The sequence below is a fragment of the Marispirochaeta aestuarii genome (genome assembly GCF_002087085.1).
Classification (GTDB): Bacteria; Spirochaetota; Spirochaetia; order JC444; family Marispirochaetaceae; genus Marispirochaeta; species Marispirochaeta aestuarii.
Genome location: NZ_MWQY01000020.1, coordinates 44106 through 67973, shown reverse-complemented (window position 1 = coordinate 67973; position 23868 = coordinate 44106). Strand labels below are relative to the sequence as shown.

Below are 23868 nucleotides of genomic sequence, written 5' to 3'. Positions count from 1 at the left end.
TAACCTATAGCACATGTAAATTTAAAAAGGGACTGCCTACTTAATAGACAGCCCCTTTTTATAGGTGTCCATAAAATAATCCCCGCTCCAGATATTCAACGGCATGTCTCCTGAAGGGGAGGGTATTCAGGTTCTATGTCGGGCAGGGTGAACTGATAGGGACTTAGCTCCTCGTGACTGGAAATATTGCCGTCTTTGTCCATCCCGGTTTCGAATATGAGTCCGACGGATACGAAGATTTCATCCGCAGTGGTTGCACCGCTTTGCTTGTCGGTCTTCAGAACAAAGGCTTCCCTTGTCAGGAGAATATTGAAAAGTGCTTTTCCCTCATCCGGGCGCATTGTTACAGTACCGAGAAAGTTTTGCATTCCGTTAAAGGAAAGGGGCATGGATCCCTGGTTGGCGCCGTCGGGATACTCATACCGGTACCTGCTGTCCTCGAAGGTTCCGGAAAAGCTGTAATAGCAGCTGGAGGATATACTGAATTCTGTCGCTGTTCTGCTGTTCTCGGGATTCGGCTCCGACCAGGCGGGTTCCATGAATGTCTCACTTTCGTCGGATAAAATCCCGTCCCGTTCATCAAGGATTTCCCCCCGCCAGGAGGCGTTTATTGTCAGTTCGAGCTGCGGACCGATTCCACCGGGATGAATACCTGTCACTTCCAGGTCAGTTATTTCCCAGCGGGAAAGGGGGAAGGCATTACTCGGAACCCCGTCTACGACTACGGTGATATAACCGGCGGTTTCGTTATCCAGTGTGGCCATGATTCCGTCATCCTGCCAATCGGTCCACGAAAGTGAAGTCCCTGCGGCAGGATTATCCTGAACCTCCGATACCATAACCATTCCGCTCCGGTCACCGAAGTTTCCCAGAAGCGACAGTTCATCGTCTTCTCCTCCCTCAACGTCAACATTTACATGAAGGTGCTTTATCGACGGACGGAGTATCGTTCCGCCGTTTCCGAAAAGAATCAGCTCTCCGGGAACTGAATAGTGCCAGAAGAAATGCTGCAGCGCGGTAAAAGAGTCCAGCAGAGAGTAAGGTTTAAAGGGCTTGCCGGAAAAATCCTCATCAAGCAGATCAAGACCGGAAAGATCTCCCATCATCTGTCCAACCAGAAAATTTGCCGCCCGTATGGATCCCCGGTTACCGGTCTGGGCGTTCCAGCCCAGCACCTGGCCAACATTCATGCCGAGAAGGGTATTTACAAGGGGAATCGATTCTTCATCATAGGGATTCGGTTCCGCCGAATAGCAGCAATCGGCGTAGAAAATGCTGCCGTCTGAAAAAGCGGAGGAATATTTTTCGATATATTTGTTTGTAATCATGTATCGGGTGTCTTCAGAGACAAAGGGGTCCTCATTTTCGACGATATATATTCCTCGCTGCAGTATGACAGCAATGTCCCAGAAATCGCCGTTGGCGATATAGCTGAGGTCATCATCGGTACAACGCATATGGCTGGGAATATGGAAGGCAAAATACTCTTCGTCCCCATGCTGAAATACCGATCCATGGGTGGCAACATAGGTAAAAGCGTTCTGGTGAAGGTTCCTGAAGTCTTCTACCCGCCAGTCGGGAAGGTACTCCCAGGAATACCCCGCATCTTCGAACAAGTTCATCCACAAACATGTATCAGTCGAGAACTCCGGCAGATCAAAGAATTGGGCCCGGGTTCCATGGGGTTGCACGATTCCCTGAATCAGGGATGATGACAAAGGTTCCGTTGATCCTGAAGCAGGAATTCCCTGATCGCCTGTCACGGGAGGCCTGATATCGGTCAGGCGGATGATATCCATGAGGAACAGCATGCCGTTGCTGAACTCCACCAGAAGGTACGGATCCCTTCCAGGCTGTTCCACCCAGGACACGTCGTTTACACAGTCATGATTTTCCAGTATCGGAACAGCTGCCAGCATTGCCTGGGAGATTCCCCGGGACATCAACAGCAGCTCCACCTCTGCGCATGACTCGGAAATGGCGGCGGATGTTTCAAGGCTTAAGGGATCAGCAGTAAAAGTCTGGTCCGCTTCCCCATTACTTCCTCCCCTGTCCCCGCTTCCTCCTGTCGGGCATCCAGGGAAAACGAGGAAAACCGCCATGACCGTAATAACTGTAAGGAATCCCGGAACCTGTAACCTGGAACTGTGGTTTAAAAGCAGCATATCCGCACCCCCGTATGCTTGAGTCCGGCGGGATGCATTAACACAATGACGATTTTTACATGCGGCCGAAGCTCCGGCGCAATTTCCCGGATAGTATATCATGATGCTGCACCCATTGAAATAGTTTTCCATTCCGAATAATCTTCTAACTATTCCAGTAGAAAAATTGGAGAGTAAAAATGAAAAGATGTCTCGTCCTTCTGATCGCTGTTCTTATCGTGCTGTCGGGCTGCAGCAAGACAGAAACTGAAAATTCTGCTGAAAAAGAAAGCTATGAACTGAATTACGCGGTGTTCTTTCCCGCCACCCACCTGCAGGCCCAGACTGCCGAAGCGTGGGCCAGGGAGGTGGAAGAAAGAAGCGGTGGACGAATCAGGATAACCATGTTTCACGGCGGAACCCTCTCCAACGCGGCGCAAACCTACGAGGCCGTAGTTTCCGGTGTCGCGGATATTGGTATGAGCGTCTTTGCCTATACCCGGGGACGCTTTCCCCTGCTGGAAGGCCTGGACCTGCCTGTGGGCTATCCCGACGGGCTGACGGCTACCCGGGTGGCCAACGAGATGGTAAAGAAATACCAGCCCGAAGAGCTCTCCGATGTCCACGTAATCTATCTTCACGCCCACGGCCCGGGAATACTGGCGTCAAAGAAGTCCGTCAGAAGTGTGGATGAGATAGCGAACATGAAGATCCGGGCCACCGGACTTTCCGCCAAGATTGTGACGGCTTTAGGGGCTACGCCTGTTTCCATGAGTCAGGGAGACACCTATGAAGCCCTGCAGAAGGGGGTCGTTGACGCCACCTTCTGCCCTATTGAAACCCTGAAGGGCTGGAAGCAGGGGGAGGTAATCGACTACGTTGTCGATACCAGGGCAATCGGCTACACAACGGCAATGTTTTCCGTTATGAACAAAAATACCTGGAACTCCCTGCCCGAAGACCTTCAGGCTGTTATCAATGAGGTCAGTGATGAATGGATCGATCGTCACGGGGAGGCCTGGGACCAGAGCGACCGGGAAGGCGAAGCGTTTGTAAAGGAGCTGGGCAAGGAGTTTGTCGATCTGCCGGAATCAGAGCAGAGCGCTCTGGTCGCGGCCATGGACCCCATCTATGCCGAATATATACGGTCCACGGAAGAGAAGGGGCTTCCCGGAGAAGCCTTTCTGAAAGATCTTCTGGCATTGTTGAAGTAAGCGCCCCATGGTGTTTTTCTCCATCATCAGGCAGCTTATAAAGGCTCTCGCCATTATCGCCGGCGGAGCGGTTCTTCTCATGATGGGTATTACCGTTATCGACGTTCTGCTTCGCCTCTTCGGCACCGGGATCACGGGTGCCTATGATCTGGTGCGTGCCTGCGGAGTCGTCGCCGTGGCCTGTGCCCTGCCGTATCTGACGGCGGTCAAGGGCCACATTGCCATCGAGTTCTTTTACCATAAGTGCAGCAGGCTCGGCCGTCTGATCCTGGACTCCCTTCTGCGCCTGTCCGCCCTGGCCATCTTCGGTGTACTTACGGTTCAGCTGTACCGCCACGGCCTTGCCCTGCTGGCTTCAGGTGAGGTTTTCCCCAATCTGGGACTTCCGGTTTTCTGGATACCCATGCTGGTCAGTTTTAACTTTATACTGATGATGATCGTTTTTCTCTACCATCTTACGCATCCGGGCAGGGAGTTTATCAAACCATGAGTCCTGTGGAAATCGGTGTAATCGGGTGTCTGATCCTTCTCGGGCTGCTTTTGACCAGCATGCCCGTCGCATTCGCCATGCTGGCCGCGGGGGTAATCGGATTTGCCCTGATCGTGAATCCCGCGGCGGCCTTCAGCATGGTCAGCGCCGATCTGTATGAGACCTTTTCTTCCTACAGCCTGACGGTGATTCCCCTCTTCGTAATGATGGGGCAGATCGCCTTTCATGCCGGAATAAGCAGGCGCATGTTCCGTACCGCCTATGTGTGGATCGGCCATCTCAGGGGAGGTCTTGCCATGGCCACGGTGGGCGCCTGCGCAGGATTCGGTGCAATCTGCGGTTCGGGACCCGCTACCGCGGCAACCATGTCCGCTGTAGCCCTGCCGGAGATGAAGCGCTACGGCTATGCGGACTCCCTGGCCTCCGGGACCGTTGCAGCAGGAGGCTCCCTGGGTATGCTGATTCCCCCCTCGGTTGTCTTTATCGTGTACGCCCTTATGACAGAGCAGTCCATCGGAGATCTCTTTCTGGCAGGCATCATTCCGGGAATACTGATTGCCCTGCTCTTCTGCCTGTCCATCTATTTCAGCTGCATCGGCAACAGCAGGCTCGGTCCCGCGGGGCCCCGGCACAGCTGGAAGGAGCGTTTCCAGTCCCTCACCGGAGTTATCGAGACCCTGATTCTCTTTTTCCTGGTCATGGGAGGGATGTTCTTCGGGATTTTCACCCCCATCGAGGCCGCGGCCGTGGGAACAGCCGGCAGTTTTGCCATTGCCATCTTTCAGAAGGAGATGTCCCTGCATAAACTGAAGATGATAATCTTCGAGACCGTGCGGACCTCGAGCATGATCTTCTTTATCGTGGCCGGGGCGGTTATCTTCGGCAGGTTTCTTGCCGTGTCCCGGATTCCCTTTGCTGTGGCGGGTTTCTTTGTCTCCCTGCCTTTGCCGGGCTGGGGGGTCATGATCATAATCATACTCTTTTTTCTGTTCGCGGGCTGTTTTATCGACGCCCTGGCGCTTATTCTGCTGACGATACCGATCTTTTATCCGGTAATTCTGGAACTCGGTTTCGATCCTGTATGGTTCGGCGTGATCGTGGTGGTCATCACTCAGATGGGGGTAATTACACCTCCCGTGGGGGTGAATGTCTACGTGGTCAGCGGTATAGAACGGGATATTCCGCTTACGGTCATCTTCAAAGGTGCCCTGCCGTATCTTCTGATGCTGCTGATTTCCGCACTTATTCTGATTGTGTTTCCCCAGCTCTCTCTTTTTCTGCCCGGACTGCTTCGGTAAAGGAGGAACAGGATGCCCCACAGGAATATTTTTAAAAAGATTCTCTTTTGTACCGATTTCAACACCGACGCCCTGAGAGCCTTTCGCTACGCCTTGAATATTGCCGCCGCCAATGAGGGGAGCGAACTTATTATCTTTCACGCCATACCGGAGCCGGACGCGCAGTTCTGGAAGTCCTATATATACGAGGTGGAGGATGTCGATGCCAAGGCCAGGCAGGACATCGACCGCAAGATCGCCGAAGTCTATATTCCCGCCATACCTGAGGGGGTACAATGGTCCTCGGATTTTTCCGTCGGCAATGTCGGAGAGGAGATCCTGCGGAAGGCCCGGGAAGAATCGGTCAGCCTGGTTGTTATCGGGAGGGGAGCGGGCTCGAATGTAATTAACCGAATGCTCGGAAATTTTACCGAGAAGGTTATACGAAAGGCCCATTGCCCGGTGCTGGTTGTTCCCGACGAGGAAGAGAGCGAGATCTGAATTATGTCATGTTGGCCTGCTGTTTTTTAATTAGAAAATACCAGGCCGCCACCAGGGAAATGTCCGCTTCGCCGTCTATCAGCTCCTGAATTTCCTTTATGGTAGTGACCTTCTTTCCAAGATCATCCTTTACGGTTTTTCCGTCAAACTCCAGCAGTTTCTTTCCCCTGGGATCCCGTATATTCTTCCGGTCAAGCTGCCCCAGCAGGGCTGCGTTCCATCCGCGAATGTAGCTCCTGTCAATCTCGCCCATCTTTGTTCCCTTGCCGTCCCGCAGGGTTGTTCCGTCGAAGGTATATTCCGCCATTTCTTCCTCCTTGTCGAACTGCATTGAACGGGGACCGGCCTGATATCCTGTCCCGTTTTCGTACAATATAGTTCATGGAGAAGTAAAAATCCGGTATATAAGGGCTGTATATATGGTATTATAATGCCCAAAAAGCGATAGAAAAGAGGGAAAAAATGTCCAGGAAATTCGTTATTATGATGCTTGCAATGGTATCATCAATTCTGCTTTACAGTGATACCTACGACACTCTGGTACAGGATCTATGTATCAGCGGTTTTCAGCGGACTTCCACCGTTGCAGTAGCCGAGATGGATACTGACGGGAAACCGGAGAATGGGCGTTTTGTAGCCGACGAAATAACCCGGGCATTTATACGCGCCGGCATCGCGGTCGTTGAGCGCGAGAATATTGACCGGATAACGGAGGAGCTGGAATACCAGCTTTCAGGTGCTGTGGACAGCGAAACAGCGGTGAGCATCGGGAATGCCCTGGGAGCGGAGTACCTGGTGTTCGGTTCCGTACGGGGTTTTTCCAGACCCGGATACACTAACAGGGGAATGAGAATTCTGCTGCAGCTTGTTGATGTTCAGCAGGGGAATGTAATCGCCTCGGCTTCAGCAGAGGTGGAGGAGAGCGACATGACATCTCCCTATCAACGGCGTGAATATTCCCGCAGAGCGGAATACCCGGATTTTCTTGAATTCAAGCTGGGAGGAAGCTTTCAGACTGTCCGCTACGATGATGATTTCGATCATGAAGACGCTGAAAAGACCGACGGACCGGGATTTCTGGCAGGGATATCGTATCTTGAGGGGGGCGAAGGCTTTTTTTCCGGCGGATGGGAATTCCTCTACAACCTTCAGTCACAGACCGACGATCAGATTCATCTTACAGTCCATACCTTCTCCCTGGGGCAGCGTTTCCTTATGCGGCTTCCCCTGTGGCGCTATTTCGAAGTCCTTCCTCAGCTCAGCCATGCATACCTCGGTCTGGCGGGTGCCGGAGAACTCTCTGTCACCGAGGGGGAAGGTGACTGTTATACAAGCTTCGGACTTAGGGCTTCCGCTCTGGGGGGATACAGCATGGGGCTTGGAGATTCCTTGAACCTCTTCCTGGAGTATCGTTACAGCCCCAGGATAGCGAGTTTCGGAATCTACGGCCTGGGGTCTGACCACATGGATTATCCGGGCTTGATAAGGACGTATGGACACCAGCTTATGGCGGGAATTCAGCTGATTCCATAAAGAAGCCCGGATCCTCTTTGAGAAAGGACCCGGGCCGGGGTGGATAAACTGAATACTACTGAAGGTTCAGGCTGAAGGATTCATCGCCGAAGATCTTGTGATCTCCCTTATAGTCCCGAATCCCGCCGACGTTGTACACGTTTGTGTAACCGATGCTTTCAAGGGCATCTTTTACGTATCCGGCCCGTGTTCCGGAGCCGCACATCAGGAATACTTCCCGGTCCTTGGAGCCGAAGATGTTCTCCAGGATTGCCGGTTCAACCACGTCAGCCTCGGAAAACTCCCATCCGTTGTTCCGGACAAGGGCATTGTTTTCAAGGTATTCAAAGAAGGAGACGAGCTCGAAACTGTCGATGTATCCGCCCACGTATTTATCGGCGACATTGCGCAGATCAACGTATTTGGCTCCGTCCCGGTAAAGGTACTGGTCGATGTTCTCCATGGTGACCTCCGCGGGGAGGACCATCTGGCCGGCGTAGCTGCCGTCCCCGAGGACCTTGTTTTCACCCTTATAATCCCGAATCCCTCCGGCATTGATAACCTTGGTGTAGCCCAGACTGTTCAGGGCGTCCTTTACGTATCCGGCCCGGGTTCCGGAACCGCACATCAGGACGATTACATCTTCCTTGGAACCGAAGATGTTCTCCAGGATTGCCGGTTCAACCACGTCAGCCTCGGAGAACTCCCATCCGTTGTTCCGGACAAGGGCGCGGCCTTCCAGATACTGGAAAAAGGGCACTACCTCGAAACCGGCGATGTAGCCGCCATTGAACATGTCGGCGAAATTCCGCAGATCGATGAATCTGGCGTCTTTGTCGATATACTGGTCGATATTCTCCATGGTGATCTCTTCGGTTCCCGTAAGACCCGCATCTGCGCCGGACTTGCCGCAGGAGACAATGGAGAGAGCCAGCATTAAGGTTAACAGAATAATTGTCGTCTTCTTGATCATAGTTCTATTCCTCTATTTTTTTTGGCAGAAACCCTAGTTGCTGCCGTAGTGTTCTTTGTGATACTCAAAGAGCCCCTGGAGCATGCGCATTGCGTTGTTGGGGGTAACTGTTGCACCGGTGTAGGTATCAACTTCCCCGTGCATGGGTACATAGGCATCGATCTCGCTTTCCGATTTTCCAAGGATGCTGTCCTGGATAAAACCGTCAAAGAGCTCCCGCACGGGCGTACCGTCCCAGGATTCGGTACTGTCGCCGTACATCCCGGCTACGTAATGGTCGGTGGAATCCTCGTGATAGGAGATGTGGTCTACGGTGAGGTTGGATTTATTGATTTCCACATTCGCCACGGACCAGTAGTTTACTTCCGGTCCCCTGCAGGTACAGGCAATATATGCCACCTGGTAGCGGACTGTTTTCAGCTGCTCATACTCGAAAAGAACAACCGCGGGAATCTGTGTCTCCTTCTTGTGCCCGTCAACATGGGTATAGTAGAAGGCGTTTTCCAGGGTAATACCCTTTGCAGGCTCGGCTGCTTCAGCGGTGGCTTCCTCTTTTGCGGCCCCGGCATTGCCCCCGCAGGCGCCCAATACCATAATCAGAACCAGTGCTCCTGCCATCAAACGGATAGTCTTCATGCAATACTCCTTTTTCCCTGTTTCTGTTCTGTGCGGACAAAACATCAAGGAAAATTTATATAACATGATTACAGTATACGTAAAATAAGATACTGTCAATAATTTAATGTGATTAAATATCGTAAATTGTGAATATTGTGGGCGATAAAGAAGTCTCAACCTTTATAATGCTGAATTTTCTCTATAATATGCTTTAAATATATTGAAATATATATTCAAAGTCGGTATAAGATAGTATATTATTCACACTATATTAAAAGGCCAATATAAGAGGATTGGAGGTTTCTATGAAACACATTGTAAGAATTACCGTTGTACTGGCCCTCGCTGCCGCTCTTTTTGTAAGCTGCAGTTCGAAGGGGACAGGCTACGAAGACGGGATCTACTTTGCCCAGCAGACGGAATTCCCCAAAAGCGGATGGAAATATAACGTAACCCTCAAGGTTGAGGACGGAGAGTTCACCGAGGTTGTGTGGAACGGCTCCAATATCAATGCCGGACCCGACAAGGTTTCCGTTTCCAAAGCAGGTAATTATCCCATGGTTGCCCAGGGGGGCGCCCAGGCAGACTGGCATGTTCAGGCCGCTGCGGTGGAGGAGTATTTCAGGGAAAATCCTTCCACGGAGATGCCCGATGCCATAAGCGGAGCTACCATACACTACAATGAGTTCTACGAACTCGCCGCCGAAGCTCTGGCCAAAGGTCCTGTGGGCTATGGTCCCTACAAGGACGGTACCTACTCCGCTTCGGATGACGAGTTCCATAATGGATGGAAGTACTTTGTAGATTTTACGGTAACTTCCGGGTATGTGGTATCCGCCCACTGGGATGCCGTGGCCGAAGACGGCGGAACCAACAAGGTTCAGCGTTCCATGGACGGGGAATACGGCATGGTGGCCAATTCCAATGCAACCAGGGAGTGGCACGAGCAGGCCCAGGCCGTAGAGAAGGCCTTCCTGGAGAGCCAGGAAACTGCAGTTCCTGATGCAGTCACCGGAGCAACCATCTCCTATGACACCTTCTATTCCCTGGTGGAAGAGGCCCTTGCAGGAGCAAAACGCTGATTCCTCAGAGATAGTTTCCCATCGTCAACACGGGGGCTGTCCGTATACGGGCAGCCCTTACTCTTTTACGCCCCCCGCGGCCATTCCTCCCGCCAGGTTTCTCTGAATCGAGATAAACAGAATAATTACCGGCGTCGCAGTCAGTACCGATGCGGCCATGATACGGTCCCATATTGCATTCTTGGAGGTGAAAAGCGCCTTGAGTCCCATGGGCAGGGTGTAGAGGTCCTTGAAGTTTTTCAGGAATACCGAGGCAAAGAGGTACTCGTTCCAGGCAATCATGAAGCAGTAGATGAAGACAGTAACGATTGCCGCAATGGAAAGGGGAATTATAATTCGCCAGATTGTCCCGAACCGTGAAGCCCCTTCGATCATGGCTGCCTCTTCTATGGAGAAGGGTATGGTCCGGAAGTAGTTGCCCAGCATGTAGAGGGAGACCGGCAGTGTCTGGACAACATAGATTATCAGCAGGCTCAGGAAGGCTCCCGGGGGGACGCTGATCCAGCCTATACTGACGAACATCTTGTAGAGGGGAATCAAAAGAAGTATTCCTCCGAACATGTAGACAAAAAGGACCCCCCGTTGAATAAATGAGCGCCCCGGGAACCTCAGACGGCTGAAGGAGTAGGCGCCGAAGATGGCGAATATTACGGTAAAAAAGGCCGCTGAAAAGGAGAGCATGAAGGAGTTCCCAAAATACCGGAGAAAGGGAAATACGTCTCCCGTACTTTTGTATTTGCTCAGTATCGCGTCTCTTTGCTCCTTCGTCAGGTCAGGGGTCTCATTCAGAAGGTTCAGAACGGATTCGGGAACGTTTTTTGTACTCTGGCCGATGTTCAGAAGCTCCATGTAGGCTTCCAGATTTATCTTTTCCGGGATCAGGCTCGGATTGCCCCATTCCCCGGGATACTTGAGGGAGATCGAGAGCATCTGAATAAAAGGGAATATGCTGAAAAGGACTATTGCCAGCACCAGAAGGGCAAAACCGCTTCGTCTCAAAAAAGTGTTACGTCTTACCATTTGAGTACCCGTTTTACGTAGAAGAGGATAAAACCGATGAGCAGCAGAAACTGGATCACCGCAAGGGACGCACCTTGTCCGAGTTCCATGGTTCCCACGAAGGCTTTGAAGTAGGTGTATACCGAAAGCACCCGCACGTTATCCGTGAGCAGGTAGATCTCCTCAAACTTGTTGAAGTTCCATATCATCCGGAGAAGGACGATAGCTCCCATTACAAAATATACCTCCGGCAGGGTTATGTAGCGGAACTTCTGCCAGCCGGAAGCCCCGTCTATCTCCGCGGCTTCGTACAGGTTCTGGTCGATGGCCTGCAGCCGTGAAAGAATCATCAGGTAGGAAAAGGGGAAATTCTTCCAGATACTGAAGATAACCGCCACCCACACGGCGGTGGAGGGGGAGCCGATGAGATTGAAGCGGCTGGAGAAAAGCCCCAGCTTTTCGTAGGCAAGGTCCATGAATATGCCGTTTACCGGATCAAAGATGAATTGCCAGGCAAAAACCACCGAGATTACGGGCGCAACATAGGGAAACAGTATGAGACTGCGTACAAGTCCCCGGAAGGGGAACTCCTTGTTCATGACCAGGGCCACAAAGAGTCCCATCAGGGTCGTTCCCAGGGTAGTAAAGAGCACATAGATGACAGTCAGGGCAATAGCGTTCCAGAAACCGGGATCGAGAACGACATTCTTGTGGTTTTCCAGCCCGATATAGGTATTGGCCGCCAGAGGTTCCACATCGAAAAAACTGAGATAAATATTGTAGAGAATCGGATACAGAATAAGTGCCAGGATGATCAGAACCGATGGTAGAACAAGCGACCATCCCAGCACGATTTCGCGCTGTCTGAGATCCAGTCCTTTTGCCTGTAGCGTATGCTGCATGTTCATACTGTTTCCCCTGCGCAAAGCGTATTACATGAGTTTTTTCATCTCGGCCTCGGCCCATTCCATGGCTGCGTCGATATCCATCCCCTCCTGGGTAATTTTGTAGAGCATTTGCGGGATTATCTGCTTGGAGTATATTGTGCTCGCTGCGGCCATACGCTTGCCTTCGACAATGCTGAAGGTTTCGATACTGTCCAGGCCCTGGATGATCTCCGCCATTTTGTCTTTTCCGTAGTGCTGGAAAAGGCCCTTGGGATCATTCTGGAAACGGGCATTGGTGGCGATCTCCTTAAGAACTGGATTCATACCCCCAGGGGCCATGTGCAGCCAGGTAATATAGGCATTGGGGGTGAAGAGGTACTTGATGAACTTCTGGACTGCTGCGATTTTTGCCTGGTCGCCATGATCGGGGATTCCGAAGCTTACAATGGTTCCGTATCCGGCATTCTGGGTGTTTCTGATGATCGGGGATAGCCGGGTATTCTGGACGAGTTCGGGATCAAAATTCCTGCCCGCCAGATCCTCGAAGTTCTCGTTTGTCAGGGAGTCCTTTGCCGCCGCCTCTATTGCCAGATCGTCCATAATATAGGTGGAGTAGAAGAACATGGCCATTTTACCCTGCAGGTAATAGTCCCGTGCACGCCAGGTCTGGGGTCCCGGAGGATTGTATTTTGCCAGTTCAGCGTAATACTCGACGGCTTCGCGCATCTTCGGTGAATTGAAGATGAGGTTTCCTTCGGCGTCGAAGAGCTGGGCACCGTTGGCCATGGCAATCTGGGTAAAGCACTGTTCCGCATAGGCCTCCGCCTTGGTACCAACGAGGATTCCATACTGGTTTTCTGCCGGTTTGTAGAAATACTGTGCGGCCTTCAGAATGTCATCCCAGGAGGAAGGAGGATTCAGTCCCGCTTCTTCGAACCAGTCAGCCCGGTACCAGATTCCCTGCACCCAGCCGTGGTAGGGAACAGCATAGTACATCCCTTTCCGGGCAGTCTCGTTCAGCCGCAGGGTGCCGGCATAGAACCTCTCCTTTCCGATGTCCCTGATTACTTCGGTAATCGCCTCCGCATTGAGAAGTCCCTCTGAGCCGAAGGCTACGGCGTTTTCCGCAGCACACTCAATCATGGCCGGAAGGGTATTGGCGGCTGCTGAGGTGTTCAGCTGGGTGGCCATGTCATTTTCGTCGACCGCCACCAGGTTGATCGAAATATCCGGGTTAAGGGCTTCAAAGGTATCAATCAGTACCTGGATGGTGGCCATCCGGTCCGACTGGGTCTGGGTGGTCCAGAAATCGATGGAAACCGGTCCGGATACCTCTGCCGCCTCCGCGGCGGGTTCGGACTGGCCGCCGGCCCACATGAAAGTGCCGAGCAGGATCAAAAGCATCATAAAAACTGTCAACTTTTTCATCACGTCACTACCTCCTTGAAATAGTTGAGTTCCATACATCAGCATAAAGCCGGTATTCCGGGGCAACAATAGTACGAAAGTACCGATTTCGTACCTGTTTTACACATCCGGAAAGGAACCGGGAGATCTTCCGTGCTCCTGCCTGAAACGCCGTTCGAAGGTGGCATAATCCTGATACCCCACCGAACGGGCGACGTTTACAATGGACAGTCTCTTTTCCGCAAGCAGCCTTCTGGCCTGGGTCATCCGGAGATCGATGAGGTAGCGCTGTATCGTCCGCTTCTCGATGCGATGAAATATCCGGGAGGCGTAGGAGCGGTCAATCCCGATGTAGTCCACCACATGCTGTACGGTAATGGCGTTCTGATAATTGGATTGGATGAACTGCTTCATCTTTTCCACATAAAAGGACCGAAGGTCAGCAGCTCCGGGATCGGCAGGAGTGGCGTGATCCGGAACAGATTCGGGATAGCTGCGGCGAGCCCGGCACAGTTCTCCCAGAATCTCGAGGAGAATACCTTCCGAAACCAGGTTAAAACCCTCGTGTCGTTTCTCCTGCTGCCGGAAGAGTGATTCAAAGAGAGACTCCATTCGTGACGGAGAGGGATGGGTATGGATGGTCAGAGGAGCTCCCCCGGAGGATGACCTGAGAATTTCTCCGGCTCGTGTTCCGGTGAATCCCACCCAGGCGAACTTCCATGGCCGCAAAGGATCCGCCGTGTAGCAGAGGGGCTGTTCCGGATAATAGCAGAACAGATCCCCCGCGGAGATACGGGAGGTCGTTTTTCCGGTGAGTACCGTTCCGCCGCCGGACAGTACATAATGCAGAAGAAAATGGGCACGAATGCCGCCGCAGGCTTTTTCCGGAGGACACTGTTCGTACCCTGTGAACAGAAGGTTTATATCGGCGGAGGGAACAATGGTGTTGAAAAACTCAGCGCCGGACTTCATTCTCCACATTTTACAATGGGACTCCACATTTTGCTATATACCCCGGGAATCTGCTGTTTTAGCATGGCGGGTATGAGGACAAGGATATGATCATTACTTTTCTGGGTGCAGGAAGTACGGTTTTTGTGCGTAATATTCTGGGGGATGTTTTTCAGACTCCCGCTCTGCAGGATGTCGAGATACACCTGTACGATATCGACGGAGTCCGGCTGGAGGAATCCCTGGCGATCATCGGCAGGATGAACCAGAAACTGAATGCCGGATTGGCCCGGGTCCGGGGATTCTGCGGTGATCATGAGAGGCGGGCTGCCCTGCGGAGTGCGGACTTTGTCATAAATGCGATACAGGTGGGGGGCTACGAACCGGCAACGGTGATTGATTTTGAAATTCCCGCCCGCTACGGGCTGAGGCAGACCATCGGGGATACCCTGGGGATCGGGGGGATCTTCCGGGGAATTCGGACCCTGCAGGTGATGTTCGAGATCGTTAAGGAGATGGAAAAGGAGTGCCCCGATGCCCTTCTGCTTAATTATGTAAATCCTCTCTCCATTGTAACCGGAGGTATTCTGGCTGCTTCAGGGATCCGGACCGTCGGGCTGTGCCACTCCGTACAGATCTGCGTCCCCCGGCTTCTGCAGTACACCGGAATCGACATCGACCCGCAGGAAGTCCGTTGGAAGATTGCCGGGATAAATCACATGGCCTGGCTGCTGGAAATACAGCACAAGGCCAGGGATCTCTACCCGGAAATAAAGCGGAGGGCTCAAGGACTCAGGGAGCATAAAGACCGGCTGCGCTTCGAGATGATGAGGCGCTTCGGCTATTATGTAACTGAATCTTCGGAGCACAATGCGGAGTATACTCCCTACTGGATAAAGCGCACGCATCCCGGGCTGATCGAGGAATACCATATCCCCCTGGACGAATATCCCCGCCGCTGCAGGGAACAGATCCGGGAGTGGGAACAGGAGAAAGGTAAGGACCTGGATTCCCGCGCAGAGGCTGGGGGCCTATCCTACGAGTATGCCGCCGGCATAATGGACTCAGTCGTTTGCGGAACTCCCCGGCGGGTCCACGGGAATGTGCCGAACAGGGGTCTCATTCCCAACCTGCCGGCAAAAGCCCTGGTGGAGCTTCCCTGTCTGGTTGACCGTAACGGCGTTCAGGGGGTGTATGCGGGGGAACTCCCAACCCAGTGTGCCGCCCTCAACAGTGCGGCAGTGCATGTGCAGCTCATGACCATCGAGGCTGCCCTTAAGGGAAGCCGGGAGGCCCTCTACCAGGCTGCCTTTCTTGACCCCCATACCGCGGCGGAGCTCAGTATCGACGAGATTGTTTCCCTCTGCGACGACATGCTCGAGGCCCACGGCGACTACTGCAGGATTATCCCGTGAACAGGGTGCTGCAGGTCGGGGAGGGGACGGGAAGACTGGAATGGAAGGAGATTCCCCGCCGGGATCCAGGTCCGCGGGAGGTTCTGGTGAAAGTTCAGTACGGGGCCATTAAACATGGCACCGAGTTTTCCATGGCCCGTGGGTATCCTTCCCGTAGGGGAACCTGGAACGAAGAACTTCGAATCCATGAAAAAGTACCGGGGGACATTAAGGAAGAGGGTGGAGAATCCTTCTTTTTAGCCGGCAATATGGTGGCAGGAAGGGTTGCCGCCATCGGCTCGGGGGTGACGGACTTTTCAGCAGGGGAGCGTGTTTTCGGCTTCTCCTCTTTTGCGGAACATGTGCTTGTTCCCGCAGACCGGCTCTGGCATCTGCCGAAGATTGACTGGCGCTCCGCTCTGTGTCTTGACCCGGCCCGTTTTGCCCTGGCGGCCCTACGGGACAGTCAGGTCCGCCTGGGGGACAGGGTGGCCGTATTCGGTATGGGGGCCATCGGGCTTCTCTGTATCCGTATGGCTCTGCTCTCCGGAGCGGCGCAGGTCGTGGCTGTCGATCCCTTGAAGGAGCGCCTGGCTGCGGCCCTGCGACTGGGTGCCACCGGGGTGCTGGACCCGGGTTCTTCTGACGTGGGACGGGAGTTGAAGCTTTGTACCGGTGGTATGGGCGCGGATGCGGTTATTGAGATGTCCGGCTCCCGGCAGGCCCTCCAGGAGGCCCTCCGCGGTGTTGCCTTCGGAGGAAGAGTCGTCTGTGGAGCTTTTCCTCCCCCCTGGGGGGGCGGCCTGGACCTGGGAGCCGAAGCCCACATGAACTGCCCGCAGATCCTCTTTTCCCGGGCCACCAGTGATCCCAACAGGGAACATCCCCGCTGGAGGGCCGAACGCATAGAGGCCGAATGCCTGCATCTGACAGGGCGGGGGCTCATACCGGGGCATCATATAATCGACCGGCTTGTTCCCTACGCGGAGCTAAAGGAGGAGTACCGGATGTGCATGGAGAATCCGGCCCGGGCAATAAAGCTTGGGGTGGTATTCCCTGCAGCGGAATCAGGAACAGAGGGAGAACAGGATGAATAGACTGCGATGCGCTGTCATCGGCACCGGTTCCATGGGGCAGACCCATGCCCTCAATGCCGAAGCCAGCGGCAAGGCTCGCATCGTCGCCCTCTGTTCCCGCCGTATCGAAAGCGCCGAAGCCCTGGCCTCCCGGCTGGGCAGGAAGGTAGCGCTGTATACGGACCACCGAAAAATGCTCGGTCAGATACAACCCGATGCCCTCTTTGTCTGTCTGCCCCCCGGGGGGCATCAGGGAGAAGTGGAGGAGGCCGCGGGGCGGGGCATCCACCTTTTTCTGGAGAAGCCCCTGGCTCTCAAAGAGAATGAAGCGGAGAATATGGTCAGGGCGGCGGAGGCTGCCGGGGTGATTACCCAGGTTGATTTTCAGCACCGTTTTCATCCCCTGGTTGTCAGGATCAAGGAACTGCTGCGCTCCGGGGAGGCCGGTACGGCTTCTCTGCTTCAGGGCTTTTACCTGTGCAATTCCCTTCATTCCTCCTGGTGGCGAAGGGAGGAGATCTCCGGCGGACAGCTTCTTGAACAGGTGATCCATCTTTTCGACCTGGTTCTGCACCTTCTCGGTCCGGCCGCCGGGGTCGTCGGGTTCCGGGACAACATCTGTCATCGTGAGGTACCGGGTTATACCATCGAGGATACCTCGACAGCCTGCCTGGTAATGAAATCCGGGGCCCTGGTCTCCCTGGCTGCCTCCAACTGTGCCGTTCCCGGCAGGTGGGAGGCGGGATTCCGTCTTGTCTGCTCCCGTCTTATGGCTGAGTACTCATCTCTGAAAACCGGAACACTTCGCCGGACTGCAGGTGAGGAGAGGGGCGTGGAAGAGTTCCCGCCGGAAACCGACCTTCGCAGGATGGCCCTGATGGATTTTCTCGATTCCGTGAGGGAAGGGAAGGCCGCGAAGGTCCCGATACGGGAAGCCCGGGAAGCTCAGAATTGCATTCACCGGCTTCTTCAGTCCCTTGAAAATGAGGCCCTTGTACGGATCTAGTCCTCCCGGGAGATATACCTGCCTATATCGAGTTCCCGGGCGATTTCCGCTGCTTTGAAGCGGTCGTGGCTGCCGATCTTTCCATATATCCTTGAAATCTGGTTCTTCACGGTCTGCTCTGCAATAAAGAGTTTTTCTCCTATGGTTCTGTTATCCAGCCCCCTGGACAGGAAGTAGAGGACCTCCCGCTCCCTGCGGCTGAAATCCGAGGCATGGAGTTCAGTCCGGGATTTTTTTCCGACATTCACAGCAGGTTCAGGGTCGATTTCAGGGCTGACTATCTTGTGCATGACGCTGGGAGAAAGCTGGATCGTTCCGTCCATGACAGCCCGGATCGAATTGATCAGGTTGGTGGCGGGGATATTCTTGAGAATGTATCCTACAGCGCTGTACTGCATGGCCTCGCGAACGTAGACGTCATCATCAAAGGTTGTCAGCATGACAACCTTGATTTCCGGGTGTTCCTGGTGCAGCCTGCGGGTGGCTTCTACGCCGTCCATCCCGGGCATCCGTACGTCCATCAGGACTATGTCCGGTCTGGCAGCCCGGATGACCTCCAGCCCTTCTTCTCCGTTATGGGCAGTCCCCACGACCTCGATGTCGTCGGACCTGAGCTCCAGAACGGTCTGCAGGCTTTCTACAAATAAAACCTGGTCATCCACGAGGACTACCCGTATTCTGTCCATTATCATCCTCCGTAAGCGGCAGTACAGCCTTTACACTGAAACCGTCGGGATAGTTTTTGAAACTGATTGTACCCTTTATGTTTTCCACCCGTTCCCGCATTCCGCTGATGCCTATTCCTTCGACGATCTGGCTTGTTCCCCGGCCGTTATCCAGTATTGAAACAAGCAGCTCACTGTTTTCGATCCATAATGCGATTCTGACCGTATCCGCCTGGCCGTGGCGAAAAGCGTTGGTAAGGCCTTCCTGTATTATCCTGAAAAGCACAAGGTCAATCCTGCTGCCGAAGCTGTTGGGGGCGTTGCCGAACTCCATTTTCACCCTGATTCCCGTGGCTTCGCTGAAGGAACGGACCAGGTGGGCCAGGGCCTGAAGCCCCACCGCCTCATTCTGTTCCTTCGACCTGAGTTCCTGCATTGAACGGCGGGTCTCCTCCAGGCAGTTCTGGGCTTCCCGTATGGAACGTTCGAGGGCCTCATGTGCCCTCCGGCTATCCCTGTCGATCAGGTCGCTGACGGCCTCCAGGGTCATCAGAATATTTGTCAGGGAGTAACCGACGGTGTCATGAATCTCACTGCTTATTCTTCGCCGCTCGGATTGAACCGCCGAGTATTCCACGCTGTGTACATAACGCTGAAAGTCGAGATTGGCGTCCGAAAGCTGGGAAATGACCGAATTCAGATGCCCGGTTTTATGTTTCTCCGTGGAGAGGTTTATCCTTGTCTGCCGGTATATCAGAAGAAGAAAGGAGCAGAGAAGGCTTGTAAGCCCTACTGTGATCAGCTCCTGGATTTCGGCGCTGTCCCGGGGGTAGTTGAATGCAGACCCGGGTTTGCCCAGGGTTCCGGCCGTTCCCAGACAGAGCACGCAGTATAGAACTGCTGTTTTTACCGGGAGATAAGCGAAAATCTCCGTAAGAACCGTAAGCAGGAGAACAAGGAACAGACCGACCTCCAGTCCGAGGGGGTAGGTAATCAGGAAAAAGAGGCCTATTTTAAAAATGAGAAGCAGGGAAGCATTCTTCCGGAATAATCGCAGCAGTACCGAAAGGGCAGCGGATAGGGCCAGCAGAATGCGGAAATGCCAGGCAAACTCCTGCAGAATCAGATGCTGCTGTCCTGAATCGATATATGCGTAATGGAAGAGCAGGGCCGTGGAAGCGTGAAGCAGCAGAGATATGGCCAGTGCCGCAGAACGAAGAGGATCTTCGGAGTACGATTTTATGACATGAACCATTTTTCCTCTTCAGAATAACATGTTTTCCGTTTATGGGGGAAACAGAAATACCTTCGCCTGAAGCTCCCTTTCCTTGTTATCCGCCCGGACATCCCCTATACTGGGTTTCGACAACAACACAAGGATTACGGCCAATGACGAACAGCGGAACAGATGCAGTCAGAATCGTATTGAAGAACTCGGGCAGGGAACTGAGCGTCCCGCTCTCCCTACTGGAAGACAAGAGCAGGGAGTTTCTGGAGAACTACGCCACCTTTGACCTGGTGGGGCCGGAGTTCAGAGCCCTCCTGGGCGAAGGAGACGGGACGGAGCGCTTCACCGGACTGCTCAGGGCCTGCGGTTTCGAGGATGATTCCGCGGGGTTCTTTTCTGCCCTGGTTCCCCTCCTTGACGGTACCGGGCCGGCAGACGCAACAGTCCGGGGTATCAGGCTTCCCTATCTGTATCTCCTCTCCCTGCTTGAACTTGTAATCCCTCAGCATGGTTATGTTTCGGTGAAGGATGTGGAAAGCCTGGTGGACCTGACCAACCTCGAGGTCCCCGACAGTCAGCGTGAGGACCTGCAGAAGGTTATGGAGATGTACCCGGTGCGTTTGTCCTATCATACAGTGCGTCAGATGATGCTCTCACCGGATGTCGCCTATCAGTACATGCCCTTCGTGGAGGAGCTTGATCCGGTGGGTCATGCCAACACCTGGATAGGCCAGTTTCACCAGGGACTTCTGGAACAGATGTACCAGAACAGGGTTATTTATCTGCTGAACATGAGCTGCCCGGTCTACTGCCGCTTCTGTTTCCGCAAGCACAAGGAGTCGAGAAACGAAGAGAACCCCACGGTGGAGGATGTCGAAAAAGCCATAGAGCATGTGCGAAGTTCTCCCGACATAAAGGAGATTGTCATTACCGGGGGAGACCCTTTTCTGAGCCGTCGAAACATGGAGGCCACCATCGACGGACTTATGACCATCGATCATGTACAGACCCTGCGCCTTGCCACCCGCTCGGTGGCCTATTATCCCGATCTGTTCCTCCGGAAGGATGAATCCTGGATGAAATTCCTGAAGCACAAGAACTACGAGCTTCAGCTTCACGGCAAACGGATGGAAATCGCCACCCATTTTATTCATCCCGACGAGGTCTCTCCGGTCAGCCTGGAGATCATAACGGAACTTGTAAAATCGGGTATCGCCGTTTACATCCAGACTCCTTTCCTGAAGGACTGCAACGACCGGGGACCGGAACTGGCAAGGCTCTTCAAGCTTCTGCGGGGTGCCGGCGCCGAGATGCATTATATCTACATTCCCTGCAGTCCCATCCACGGAAACAGCGTCTACTGGTCGCCCCTTTCCGATGGTATCGATATTGCCGAGTACCTGAGGGCGCACCTCTCCGACAGAAGCGTACCGAAAATCTGTACCGCTACCCCCATCGGCAAGATGGAGTGGTACACCAGCGGATGGGCGGTGGAGCCCGTGGAGGGGGAGGAAAACTTTATCTGGATCAGGACCCCCTATACTCCGGATTACTTCAAGTCCTTCGCCCCCCTGGCGACGGAGCTGCCGAATATCCGGGTAAATCCGGAGGGCACCCTGGATATTCAGTATATGGCAAAGATGGGCAAGGACGCCTACTTTCTGGGGTCTCGCCCTTTAAGGATCCAGCATGTTCCTGTTCCCATGGATGTCCCGGAAACCCTCAAAGGGCTTTCTCTCCGGCCCCTTCTCAGATGTGAGTCCATCGTTCCAACCGGTATCCCCGGGCTGGACCGGGTCCACGAAACCAGAGTGGAGATGGACTGCCGTGCCGGAGAAGAGGTGTTCGAGTATCTCCGTGAAAACCCCGTCATAAGCGATGTGATTGTCCGTCCGGAATCGGGTGTCGGCGAGTCCCTGTACCGACTGAAGAGAATAGCAGGGGAACTTGGAAAAATCGGTCATATAAACGCAATGCGGATTCGGAGCAGTGAATTCACCTGCGCTCCGGAAGTATTCTCCCGCCCCCTCGTTACTGCCCTGGCGGACATGAACCATCTGAGTGTTTCCGGCCCCCTTCGCCTGGAAATTGAAACATGGTTCCTGAACGCCTCTCAGCTTACCGGGGAACATCGTCGGCTCACCCGCCGTCTGACAAACCGGGGAATCACCGTGTATGCCAATACCCCGCTTCTGGGGGGTATAAACGACTTTCCCGATGAGATCTGTCAGCTCACCTTTGCCTACCGTAAAGCGGGAATCGAGTTTCATCACCTTTATGTGGCCGGTCATCCCGTTCAACGGGAGTGGAACCGGGAGCATCCCGTGGACATGTATGATGTCATCGATATCGCTTCCAAAATCCGCCGGGAGGGAAGCGGTCGCGAAGGTCCCCGCTACATCCTGCAGACTCCCCTGGGAGAGGTTTACTACGGCCTTACCTCGTCGTTTATTCACGGTGAAGACGGAATCCGGGTAAAGCTCGACAGCTACAGCCTGCCCTATTTCAGGGAAATGTATCCGGATTATCAGCTCCCGGAAAATGTTGAAATCGGAAAGGACGGAAAACCAGTAATTCCCGTTTCCGGCCTTGTCAGTTCCACGGAGTTCCCCATATGACAGGCTTATCGGGTGAGCTGAGATACCCCTATATCTTCTATGGTGAAAATACCAGACGGGCCCCTCTTGTTCCTGACCTCCGGGGAGACCCCTATATTCTTGATCTTTCTCCCGAAAGCAGCCTCTTCGACGGAATCGATCCCAGGGACCAGCGGCGGTACCAGCACATCATCGATGAGCAGATGTCGGGACGCTGTACCTGGGGATTCGCATCCTATATGGAGGACCGGAGAAAGCTCCTCTCCTCCTGTCCTCAGATGCAGCGGGAGGAGCGCTTCTTTCATCTTGGACTGGACATAATCGTTCCCGCCGGAACGGGCCTGCATGCCCCTCTGGATTCAGTGGTTGAGTTCCAGGGCTACGAGGAAGGGGAGGGCAACTACGGCGCCTTCGTACTGCTCCGGCACTCCTCTGTCCATTTTCGGACCTTCTACAGTCTCTACGGACATCTGTCCCTCGCATCCCTGCCTCCCCGGAACAGGGAGTTCAGGGCAGGAGAGCGCTTTGCTGTGGTGGGGGACTTCGATGAAAACGGCAACTGGTTTCATCATACCCATCTGCAGGTACTTACGGAAAAAGGCCTGGATGAGGGTTTTCTTTCCCGGGGCTACTGTTCAGCCAAGGACCTTCCGGTAATTAGAGCTTTCTGCCCGTCCCCGCTGATGCTCTTTACTCTCTGAAGCCCTCGGTCAGGATATCCCGGGCCTGTTTGATGAGACGGAAATGTTCCGGATTACCCCCCGAATCGGGATGGTAAAGCTTGGACAGCTTCCGGTACTGGCGTCGTACCAGCGCCTCATCGGGGTAATGAGCAGAATCTTCTCCGGGGGGACACTCGAGAATAAAGGCGGCAAAGACCCGCTCCCAGTCTGCAATTCCCGCTTTACGGGGGTAGCGTTTCTGCAGTCCATCGCCAAAGGACCTGAATATTTGGATCCACTGATCGAGGCTGCAGCGCAGATACTCGTCTGCCCGTTTCTTGCTCCCCGGGTAGACGGTTTTTTCCCATACCGGGGTTTTGCCGGCGGCGTTGAGTTTCTGCTCCAATTTTCCCAGGTAGCGGATAAACCTTAGTATCTGCGGGTCAAGCTCCCGCACCCGGGCCAGAATATAGCTCTCACGACGTCGTTTAAGATCCTTCCGGTGGTTCAGGTAGTCCCGCTTGATGGCAAAAAACAGGGGAAAAAAAGGATCCTTCGGCAGACGATAGGTCTTATAGAAGTTTCCGAGGTGTTCAGGGGCAATAACCGCCCGATCCAGAAGGGAGTAGCAGCGGCGGCTGAATCGCAGGGACTTAAGACTTGTCGAAAGCCTGTAGAACTGAAACATCCGGGGATACAGGGGGTGTCTGGCCAGGCTTTTAGGTTGTTTTGACAACAGCCGGGCAAGGGAATAGCTTTTCGGGGAGACCCGTCTTTTCCGCCTCATCTGATACAGGATTGTAGCATATTTGAAGTTTTCCGGCTAAGATGCCTGCCATGATAATGAAGAGACTTCTGCGTACAGCCCTCAGGACCCTGGGGATTCTGGTCTTTCTTTTCCTGGGCCTGATTCTCTTTGCCCCCCTTGGAACGAACCTCTGGTTCCTGCTTACGGAAGAGTCCTATTTTATTCCCGAAGAGTCATCGGTTTTTACCTTCCGGCCGCTGCAGCTGAATCCCGGACCCGGTGACTACTGGATCTACGGTGAAGACAGCCGCAGGTATTATCACCTGATCTCTTTGTCGCCCCCCTCCTGCAGGGTATTTTCCCGGAAAGAGTCCAAAGCTCTGGAGGATTTCAATCCCCTGGATATTGCCACCTGGGAATAGTCCCGACCTCCGGGG

At 53.7% G+C, this 23868-nt stretch carries 23 protein-coding genes; 12 read left to right on the top strand and 11 right to left on the bottom strand.

Translation table 11 applies throughout. From position 1 onward, the window contains the following. Positions 1–95: 95 nt before the first annotated feature. Entirely contained in the window at positions 96–2165 is a 2070-nt protein-coding gene (locus tag B4O97_RS15875; protein WP_083052335.1) for a hypothetical protein, read from the bottom strand. 179 nt (positions 2166–2344) lie between these two features. Between B4O97_RS15875 and B4O97_RS15870 the strand changes: the two genes are divergently transcribed. The 4 genes from B4O97_RS15870 to B4O97_RS15855 are packed head-to-tail and all read left to right on the top strand — an operon-like array spanning position 2345 to position 5626. Beyond that, positions 2345–3358 (top strand): TRAP transporter substrate-binding protein, encoded by a 1014-nt coding sequence (locus B4O97_RS15870; RefSeq protein WP_083052333.1) that lies wholly within the window; start codon positions 2345–2347, stop codon positions 3356–3358. Positions 3359–3365: 7 nt separating this feature from the next. Further along, the gene (locus B4O97_RS15865; RefSeq protein ID WP_083052332.1) at positions 3366–3848 is read left to right on the top strand and encodes a TRAP transporter small permease; all 483 of its coding nucleotides are present in this window, start codon (positions 3366–3368) and stop codon (positions 3846–3848) included. After that, positions 3845–5146, top strand: a complete 1302-nt coding sequence (locus B4O97_RS15860) for a TRAP transporter large permease (protein WP_083052330.1) — start codon at positions 3845–3847, stop codon at positions 5144–5146. Before B4O97_RS15865 ends, B4O97_RS15860 begins: the two co-directional genes overlap by 4 nt. A 12-nt stretch (positions 5147–5158) precedes the next feature. Then, positions 5159–5626 (top strand): universal stress protein, encoded by a 468-nt coding sequence (locus B4O97_RS15855; RefSeq protein ID WP_083052329.1) that lies wholly within the window; start codon positions 5159–5161, stop codon positions 5624–5626. Position 5627: 1 nt separating this feature from the next. Here B4O97_RS15855 and B4O97_RS15850 read toward each other — a convergent pair whose 3' ends face one another. Further along, positions 5628–5933, bottom strand: coding sequence for a hypothetical protein (locus tag B4O97_RS15850; protein WP_143305755.1), 306 nt, complete (start codon positions 5931–5933; stop codon positions 5628–5630). Positions 5934–6088: 155 nt separating this feature from the next. Between B4O97_RS15850 and B4O97_RS15845 the strand changes: the two genes are divergently transcribed. Continuing rightward, complete coding sequence (locus tag B4O97_RS15845; protein ID WP_083052326.1) at positions 6089–7159, top strand: CsgG/HfaB family protein; 1071 nt, start codon at positions 6089–6091, stop codon at positions 7157–7159. Positions 7160–7214: 55 nt separating this feature from the next. On the opposite strand, the gene B4O97_RS15840 is transcribed toward B4O97_RS15845, so the two are convergent. Both B4O97_RS15840 and B4O97_RS15835 read right to left on the bottom strand, forming a co-directional pair. Beyond that, positions 7215–8111 carry a rhodanese-like domain-containing protein gene (locus tag B4O97_RS15840; RefSeq protein WP_083052324.1) on the bottom strand — a complete coding sequence of 299 codons (897 nt, stop codon included), beginning with the start codon at positions 8109–8111 and terminating at the stop codon, positions 7215–7217. Positions 8112–8144: 33 nt separating this feature from the next. Then, positions 8145–8747 (bottom strand): hypothetical protein, encoded by a 603-nt coding sequence (locus B4O97_RS15835; protein ID WP_083052323.1) that lies wholly within the window; start codon positions 8745–8747, stop codon positions 8145–8147. A gap of 287 nt (positions 8748–9034) precedes the next feature. On the opposite strand from B4O97_RS15835, the gene B4O97_RS15830 reads away from it, so the two are divergent. Continuing rightward, positions 9035–9811: an FMN-binding protein gene (locus B4O97_RS15830; protein ID WP_083052321.1), complete on the top strand. Its 777-nt coding sequence runs from the start codon at positions 9035–9037 to the stop codon at positions 9809–9811. Positions 9812–9868: 57 nt separating this feature from the next. On the opposite strand, the gene B4O97_RS15825 is transcribed toward B4O97_RS15830, so the two are convergent. The 4 genes from B4O97_RS15825 to B4O97_RS15810 all read right to left on the bottom strand — a co-directional run bounded on the left by B4O97_RS15825 (position 9869) and on the right by B4O97_RS15810 (position 14076). After that, the gene (locus B4O97_RS15825; RefSeq protein WP_083052320.1) at positions 9869–10831 is read right to left on the bottom strand and encodes a carbohydrate ABC transporter permease; all 963 of its coding nucleotides are present in this window, start codon (positions 10829–10831) and stop codon (positions 9869–9871) included. Continuing rightward, complete coding sequence (locus tag B4O97_RS15820; RefSeq protein WP_083052318.1) at positions 10825–11718, bottom strand: carbohydrate ABC transporter permease; 894 nt, start codon at positions 11716–11718, stop codon at positions 10825–10827. Before B4O97_RS15820 ends, B4O97_RS15825 begins: the two co-directional genes overlap by 7 nt. Before the next feature lie 24 nt (positions 11719–11742). Continuing rightward, on the bottom strand, positions 11743–13125 hold the full coding sequence (locus B4O97_RS15815; RefSeq protein WP_083052316.1) for an ABC transporter substrate-binding protein: 1383 nt from the start codon (positions 13123–13125) through the stop codon (positions 11743–11745). 99 nt (positions 13126–13224) lie between these two features. Further along, on the bottom strand, positions 13225–14076 hold the full coding sequence (locus B4O97_RS15810; RefSeq protein ID WP_158084342.1) for an AraC family transcriptional regulator: 852 nt from the start codon (positions 14074–14076) through the stop codon (positions 13225–13227). Positions 14077–14162: 86 nt separating this feature from the next. Between B4O97_RS15810 and melA the strand changes: the two genes are divergently transcribed. The 3 genes from melA to B4O97_RS15795 are packed head-to-tail and all read left to right on the top strand — an operon-like array spanning position 14163 to position 17531. After that, a complete protein-coding gene (melA, locus tag B4O97_RS15805; RefSeq protein WP_083052313.1) occupies positions 14163–15470 on the top strand; it encodes an alpha-glucosidase/alpha-galactosidase in 1308 nt (435 codons plus the stop codon). Then, complete coding sequence (locus B4O97_RS15800; protein ID WP_083052306.1) at positions 15467–16546, top strand: zinc-binding dehydrogenase; 1080 nt, start codon at positions 15467–15469, stop codon at positions 16544–16546. The genes melA and B4O97_RS15800 overlap by 4 nt, the downstream gene beginning before the upstream one ends. Then, positions 16539–17531 carry a Gfo/Idh/MocA family protein gene (locus B4O97_RS15795; RefSeq protein WP_083052304.1) on the top strand — a complete coding sequence of 331 codons (993 nt, stop codon included), beginning with the start codon at positions 16539–16541 and terminating at the stop codon, positions 17529–17531. The genes B4O97_RS15800 and B4O97_RS15795 overlap by 8 nt, the downstream gene beginning before the upstream one ends. Here B4O97_RS15795 and B4O97_RS15790 read toward each other — a convergent pair. Then, positions 17528–18217: a response regulator transcription factor gene (locus tag B4O97_RS15790; protein WP_083052303.1), complete on the bottom strand. Its 690-nt coding sequence runs from the start codon at positions 18215–18217 to the stop codon at positions 17528–17530. The two genes, B4O97_RS15795 and B4O97_RS15790, sit on opposite strands and share 4 nt — an antisense overlap. Continuing rightward, entirely contained in the window at positions 18186–19451 is a 1266-nt protein-coding gene (locus B4O97_RS15785) for a sensor histidine kinase (protein WP_083052301.1), read from the bottom strand. Before B4O97_RS15785 ends, B4O97_RS15790 begins: the two co-directional genes overlap by 32 nt. Before the next feature lie 134 nt (positions 19452–19585). Between B4O97_RS15785 and B4O97_RS15780 the strand changes: the two genes are divergently transcribed. Both B4O97_RS15780 and B4O97_RS15775 read left to right on the top strand, forming a co-directional pair. Then, positions 19586–22042: a radical SAM protein gene (locus B4O97_RS15780; protein ID WP_083052300.1), complete on the top strand. Its 2457-nt coding sequence runs from the start codon at positions 19586–19588 to the stop codon at positions 22040–22042. After that, on the top strand, positions 22039–22722 hold the full coding sequence (locus tag B4O97_RS15775; protein ID WP_083052298.1) for a peptidoglycan DD-metalloendopeptidase family protein: 684 nt from the start codon (positions 22039–22041) through the stop codon (positions 22720–22722). Before B4O97_RS15780 ends, B4O97_RS15775 begins: the two co-directional genes overlap by 4 nt. Here B4O97_RS15775 and B4O97_RS15770 read toward each other — a convergent pair. Next, positions 22712–23470: a J domain-containing protein gene (locus B4O97_RS15770; RefSeq protein ID WP_083052297.1), complete on the bottom strand. Its 759-nt coding sequence runs from the start codon at positions 23468–23470 to the stop codon at positions 22712–22714. The genes B4O97_RS15775 and B4O97_RS15770 overlap by 11 nt on opposite strands. 56 nt (positions 23471–23526) lie before the next feature. Here B4O97_RS15770 and B4O97_RS15765 point away from each other — a divergent pair, with 56 nt between their 5' ends. Next, positions 23527–23853: a hypothetical protein gene (locus B4O97_RS15765; protein WP_143305753.1), complete on the top strand. Its 327-nt coding sequence runs from the start codon at positions 23527–23529 to the stop codon at positions 23851–23853. The last annotated feature ends 15 nt before the right edge of the window (positions 23854–23868 follow it).

What these genes read in the sequence shown, in the direction of transcription:
- B4O97_RS15785 (WP_083052301.1), bottom strand. Translation starts at nt 19,451, where the DNA reads ATGGTTCATGTCATAAAATCGTACTCCGAAGATCCTCTTCGTTCTGCG.
- B4O97_RS15855 (WP_083052329.1), top strand. Translation starts at nt 5,159, where the DNA reads ATGCCCCACAGGAATATTTTTAAAAAGATTCTCTTTTGTACCGATTTC.
- B4O97_RS15870 (WP_083052333.1), top strand. Translation starts at nt 2,345, where the DNA reads ATGAAAAGATGTCTCGTCCTTCTGATCGCTGTTCTTATCGTGCTGTCG.
- B4O97_RS15815 (WP_083052316.1), bottom strand. Translation starts at nt 13,125, where the DNA reads ATGAAAAAGTTGACAGTTTTTATGATGCTTTTGATCCTGCTCGGCACT.
- B4O97_RS15845 (WP_083052326.1), top strand. Translation starts at nt 6,089, where the DNA reads ATGTCCAGGAAATTCGTTATTATGATGCTTGCAATGGTATCATCAATT.
- B4O97_RS15795 (WP_083052304.1), top strand. Translation starts at nt 16,539, where the DNA reads ATGAATAGACTGCGATGCGCTGTCATCGGCACCGGTTCCATGGGGCAG.
- B4O97_RS15810 (WP_158084342.1), bottom strand. Translation starts at nt 14,076, where the DNA reads ATGAAGTCCGGCGCTGAGTTTTTCAACACCATTGTTCCCTCCGCCGAT.
- B4O97_RS15825 (WP_083052320.1), bottom strand. Translation starts at nt 10,831, where the DNA reads ATGGTAAGACGTAACACTTTTTTGAGACGAAGCGGTTTTGCCCTTCTG.
- B4O97_RS15790 (WP_083052303.1), bottom strand. Translation starts at nt 18,217, where the DNA reads ATGGACAGAATACGGGTAGTCCTCGTGGATGACCAGGTTTTATTTGTA.
- melA (WP_083052313.1), top strand. Translation starts at nt 14,163, where the DNA reads ATGATCATTACTTTTCTGGGTGCAGGAAGTACGGTTTTTGTGCGTAAT.
- B4O97_RS15840 (WP_083052324.1), bottom strand. Translation starts at nt 8,111, where the DNA reads ATGATCAAGAAGACGACAATTATTCTGTTAACCTTAATGCTGGCTCTC.
- B4O97_RS15780 (WP_083052300.1), top strand. Translation starts at nt 19,586, where the DNA reads ATGACGAACAGCGGAACAGATGCAGTCAGAATCGTATTGAAGAACTCG.
- B4O97_RS15820 (WP_083052318.1), bottom strand. Translation starts at nt 11,718, where the DNA reads ATGAACATGCAGCATACGCTACAGGCAAAAGGACTGGATCTCAGACAG.
- B4O97_RS15765 (WP_143305753.1), top strand. Translation starts at nt 23,527, where the DNA reads ATGAAGAGACTTCTGCGTACAGCCCTCAGGACCCTGGGGATTCTGGTC.
- B4O97_RS15770 (WP_083052297.1), bottom strand. Translation starts at nt 23,470, where the DNA reads ATGAGGCGGAAAAGACGGGTCTCCCCGAAAAGCTATTCCCTTGCCCGG.
- B4O97_RS15835 (WP_083052323.1), bottom strand. Translation starts at nt 8,747, where the DNA reads ATGAAGACTATCCGTTTGATGGCAGGAGCACTGGTTCTGATTATGGTA.
- B4O97_RS15775 (WP_083052298.1), top strand. Translation starts at nt 22,039, where the DNA reads ATGACAGGCTTATCGGGTGAGCTGAGATACCCCTATATCTTCTATGGT.
- B4O97_RS15865 (WP_083052332.1), top strand. Translation starts at nt 3,366, where the DNA reads ATGGTGTTTTTCTCCATCATCAGGCAGCTTATAAAGGCTCTCGCCATT.
- B4O97_RS15875 (WP_083052335.1), bottom strand. Translation starts at nt 2,165, where the DNA reads ATGCTGCTTTTAAACCACAGTTCCAGGTTACAGGTTCCGGGATTCCTT.
- B4O97_RS15850 (WP_143305755.1), bottom strand. Translation starts at nt 5,933, where the DNA reads ATGGCGGAATATACCTTCGACGGAACAACCCTGCGGGACGGCAAGGGA.
- B4O97_RS15830 (WP_083052321.1), top strand. Translation starts at nt 9,035, where the DNA reads ATGAAACACATTGTAAGAATTACCGTTGTACTGGCCCTCGCTGCCGCT.
- B4O97_RS15860 (WP_083052330.1), top strand. Translation starts at nt 3,845, where the DNA reads ATGAGTCCTGTGGAAATCGGTGTAATCGGGTGTCTGATCCTTCTCGGG.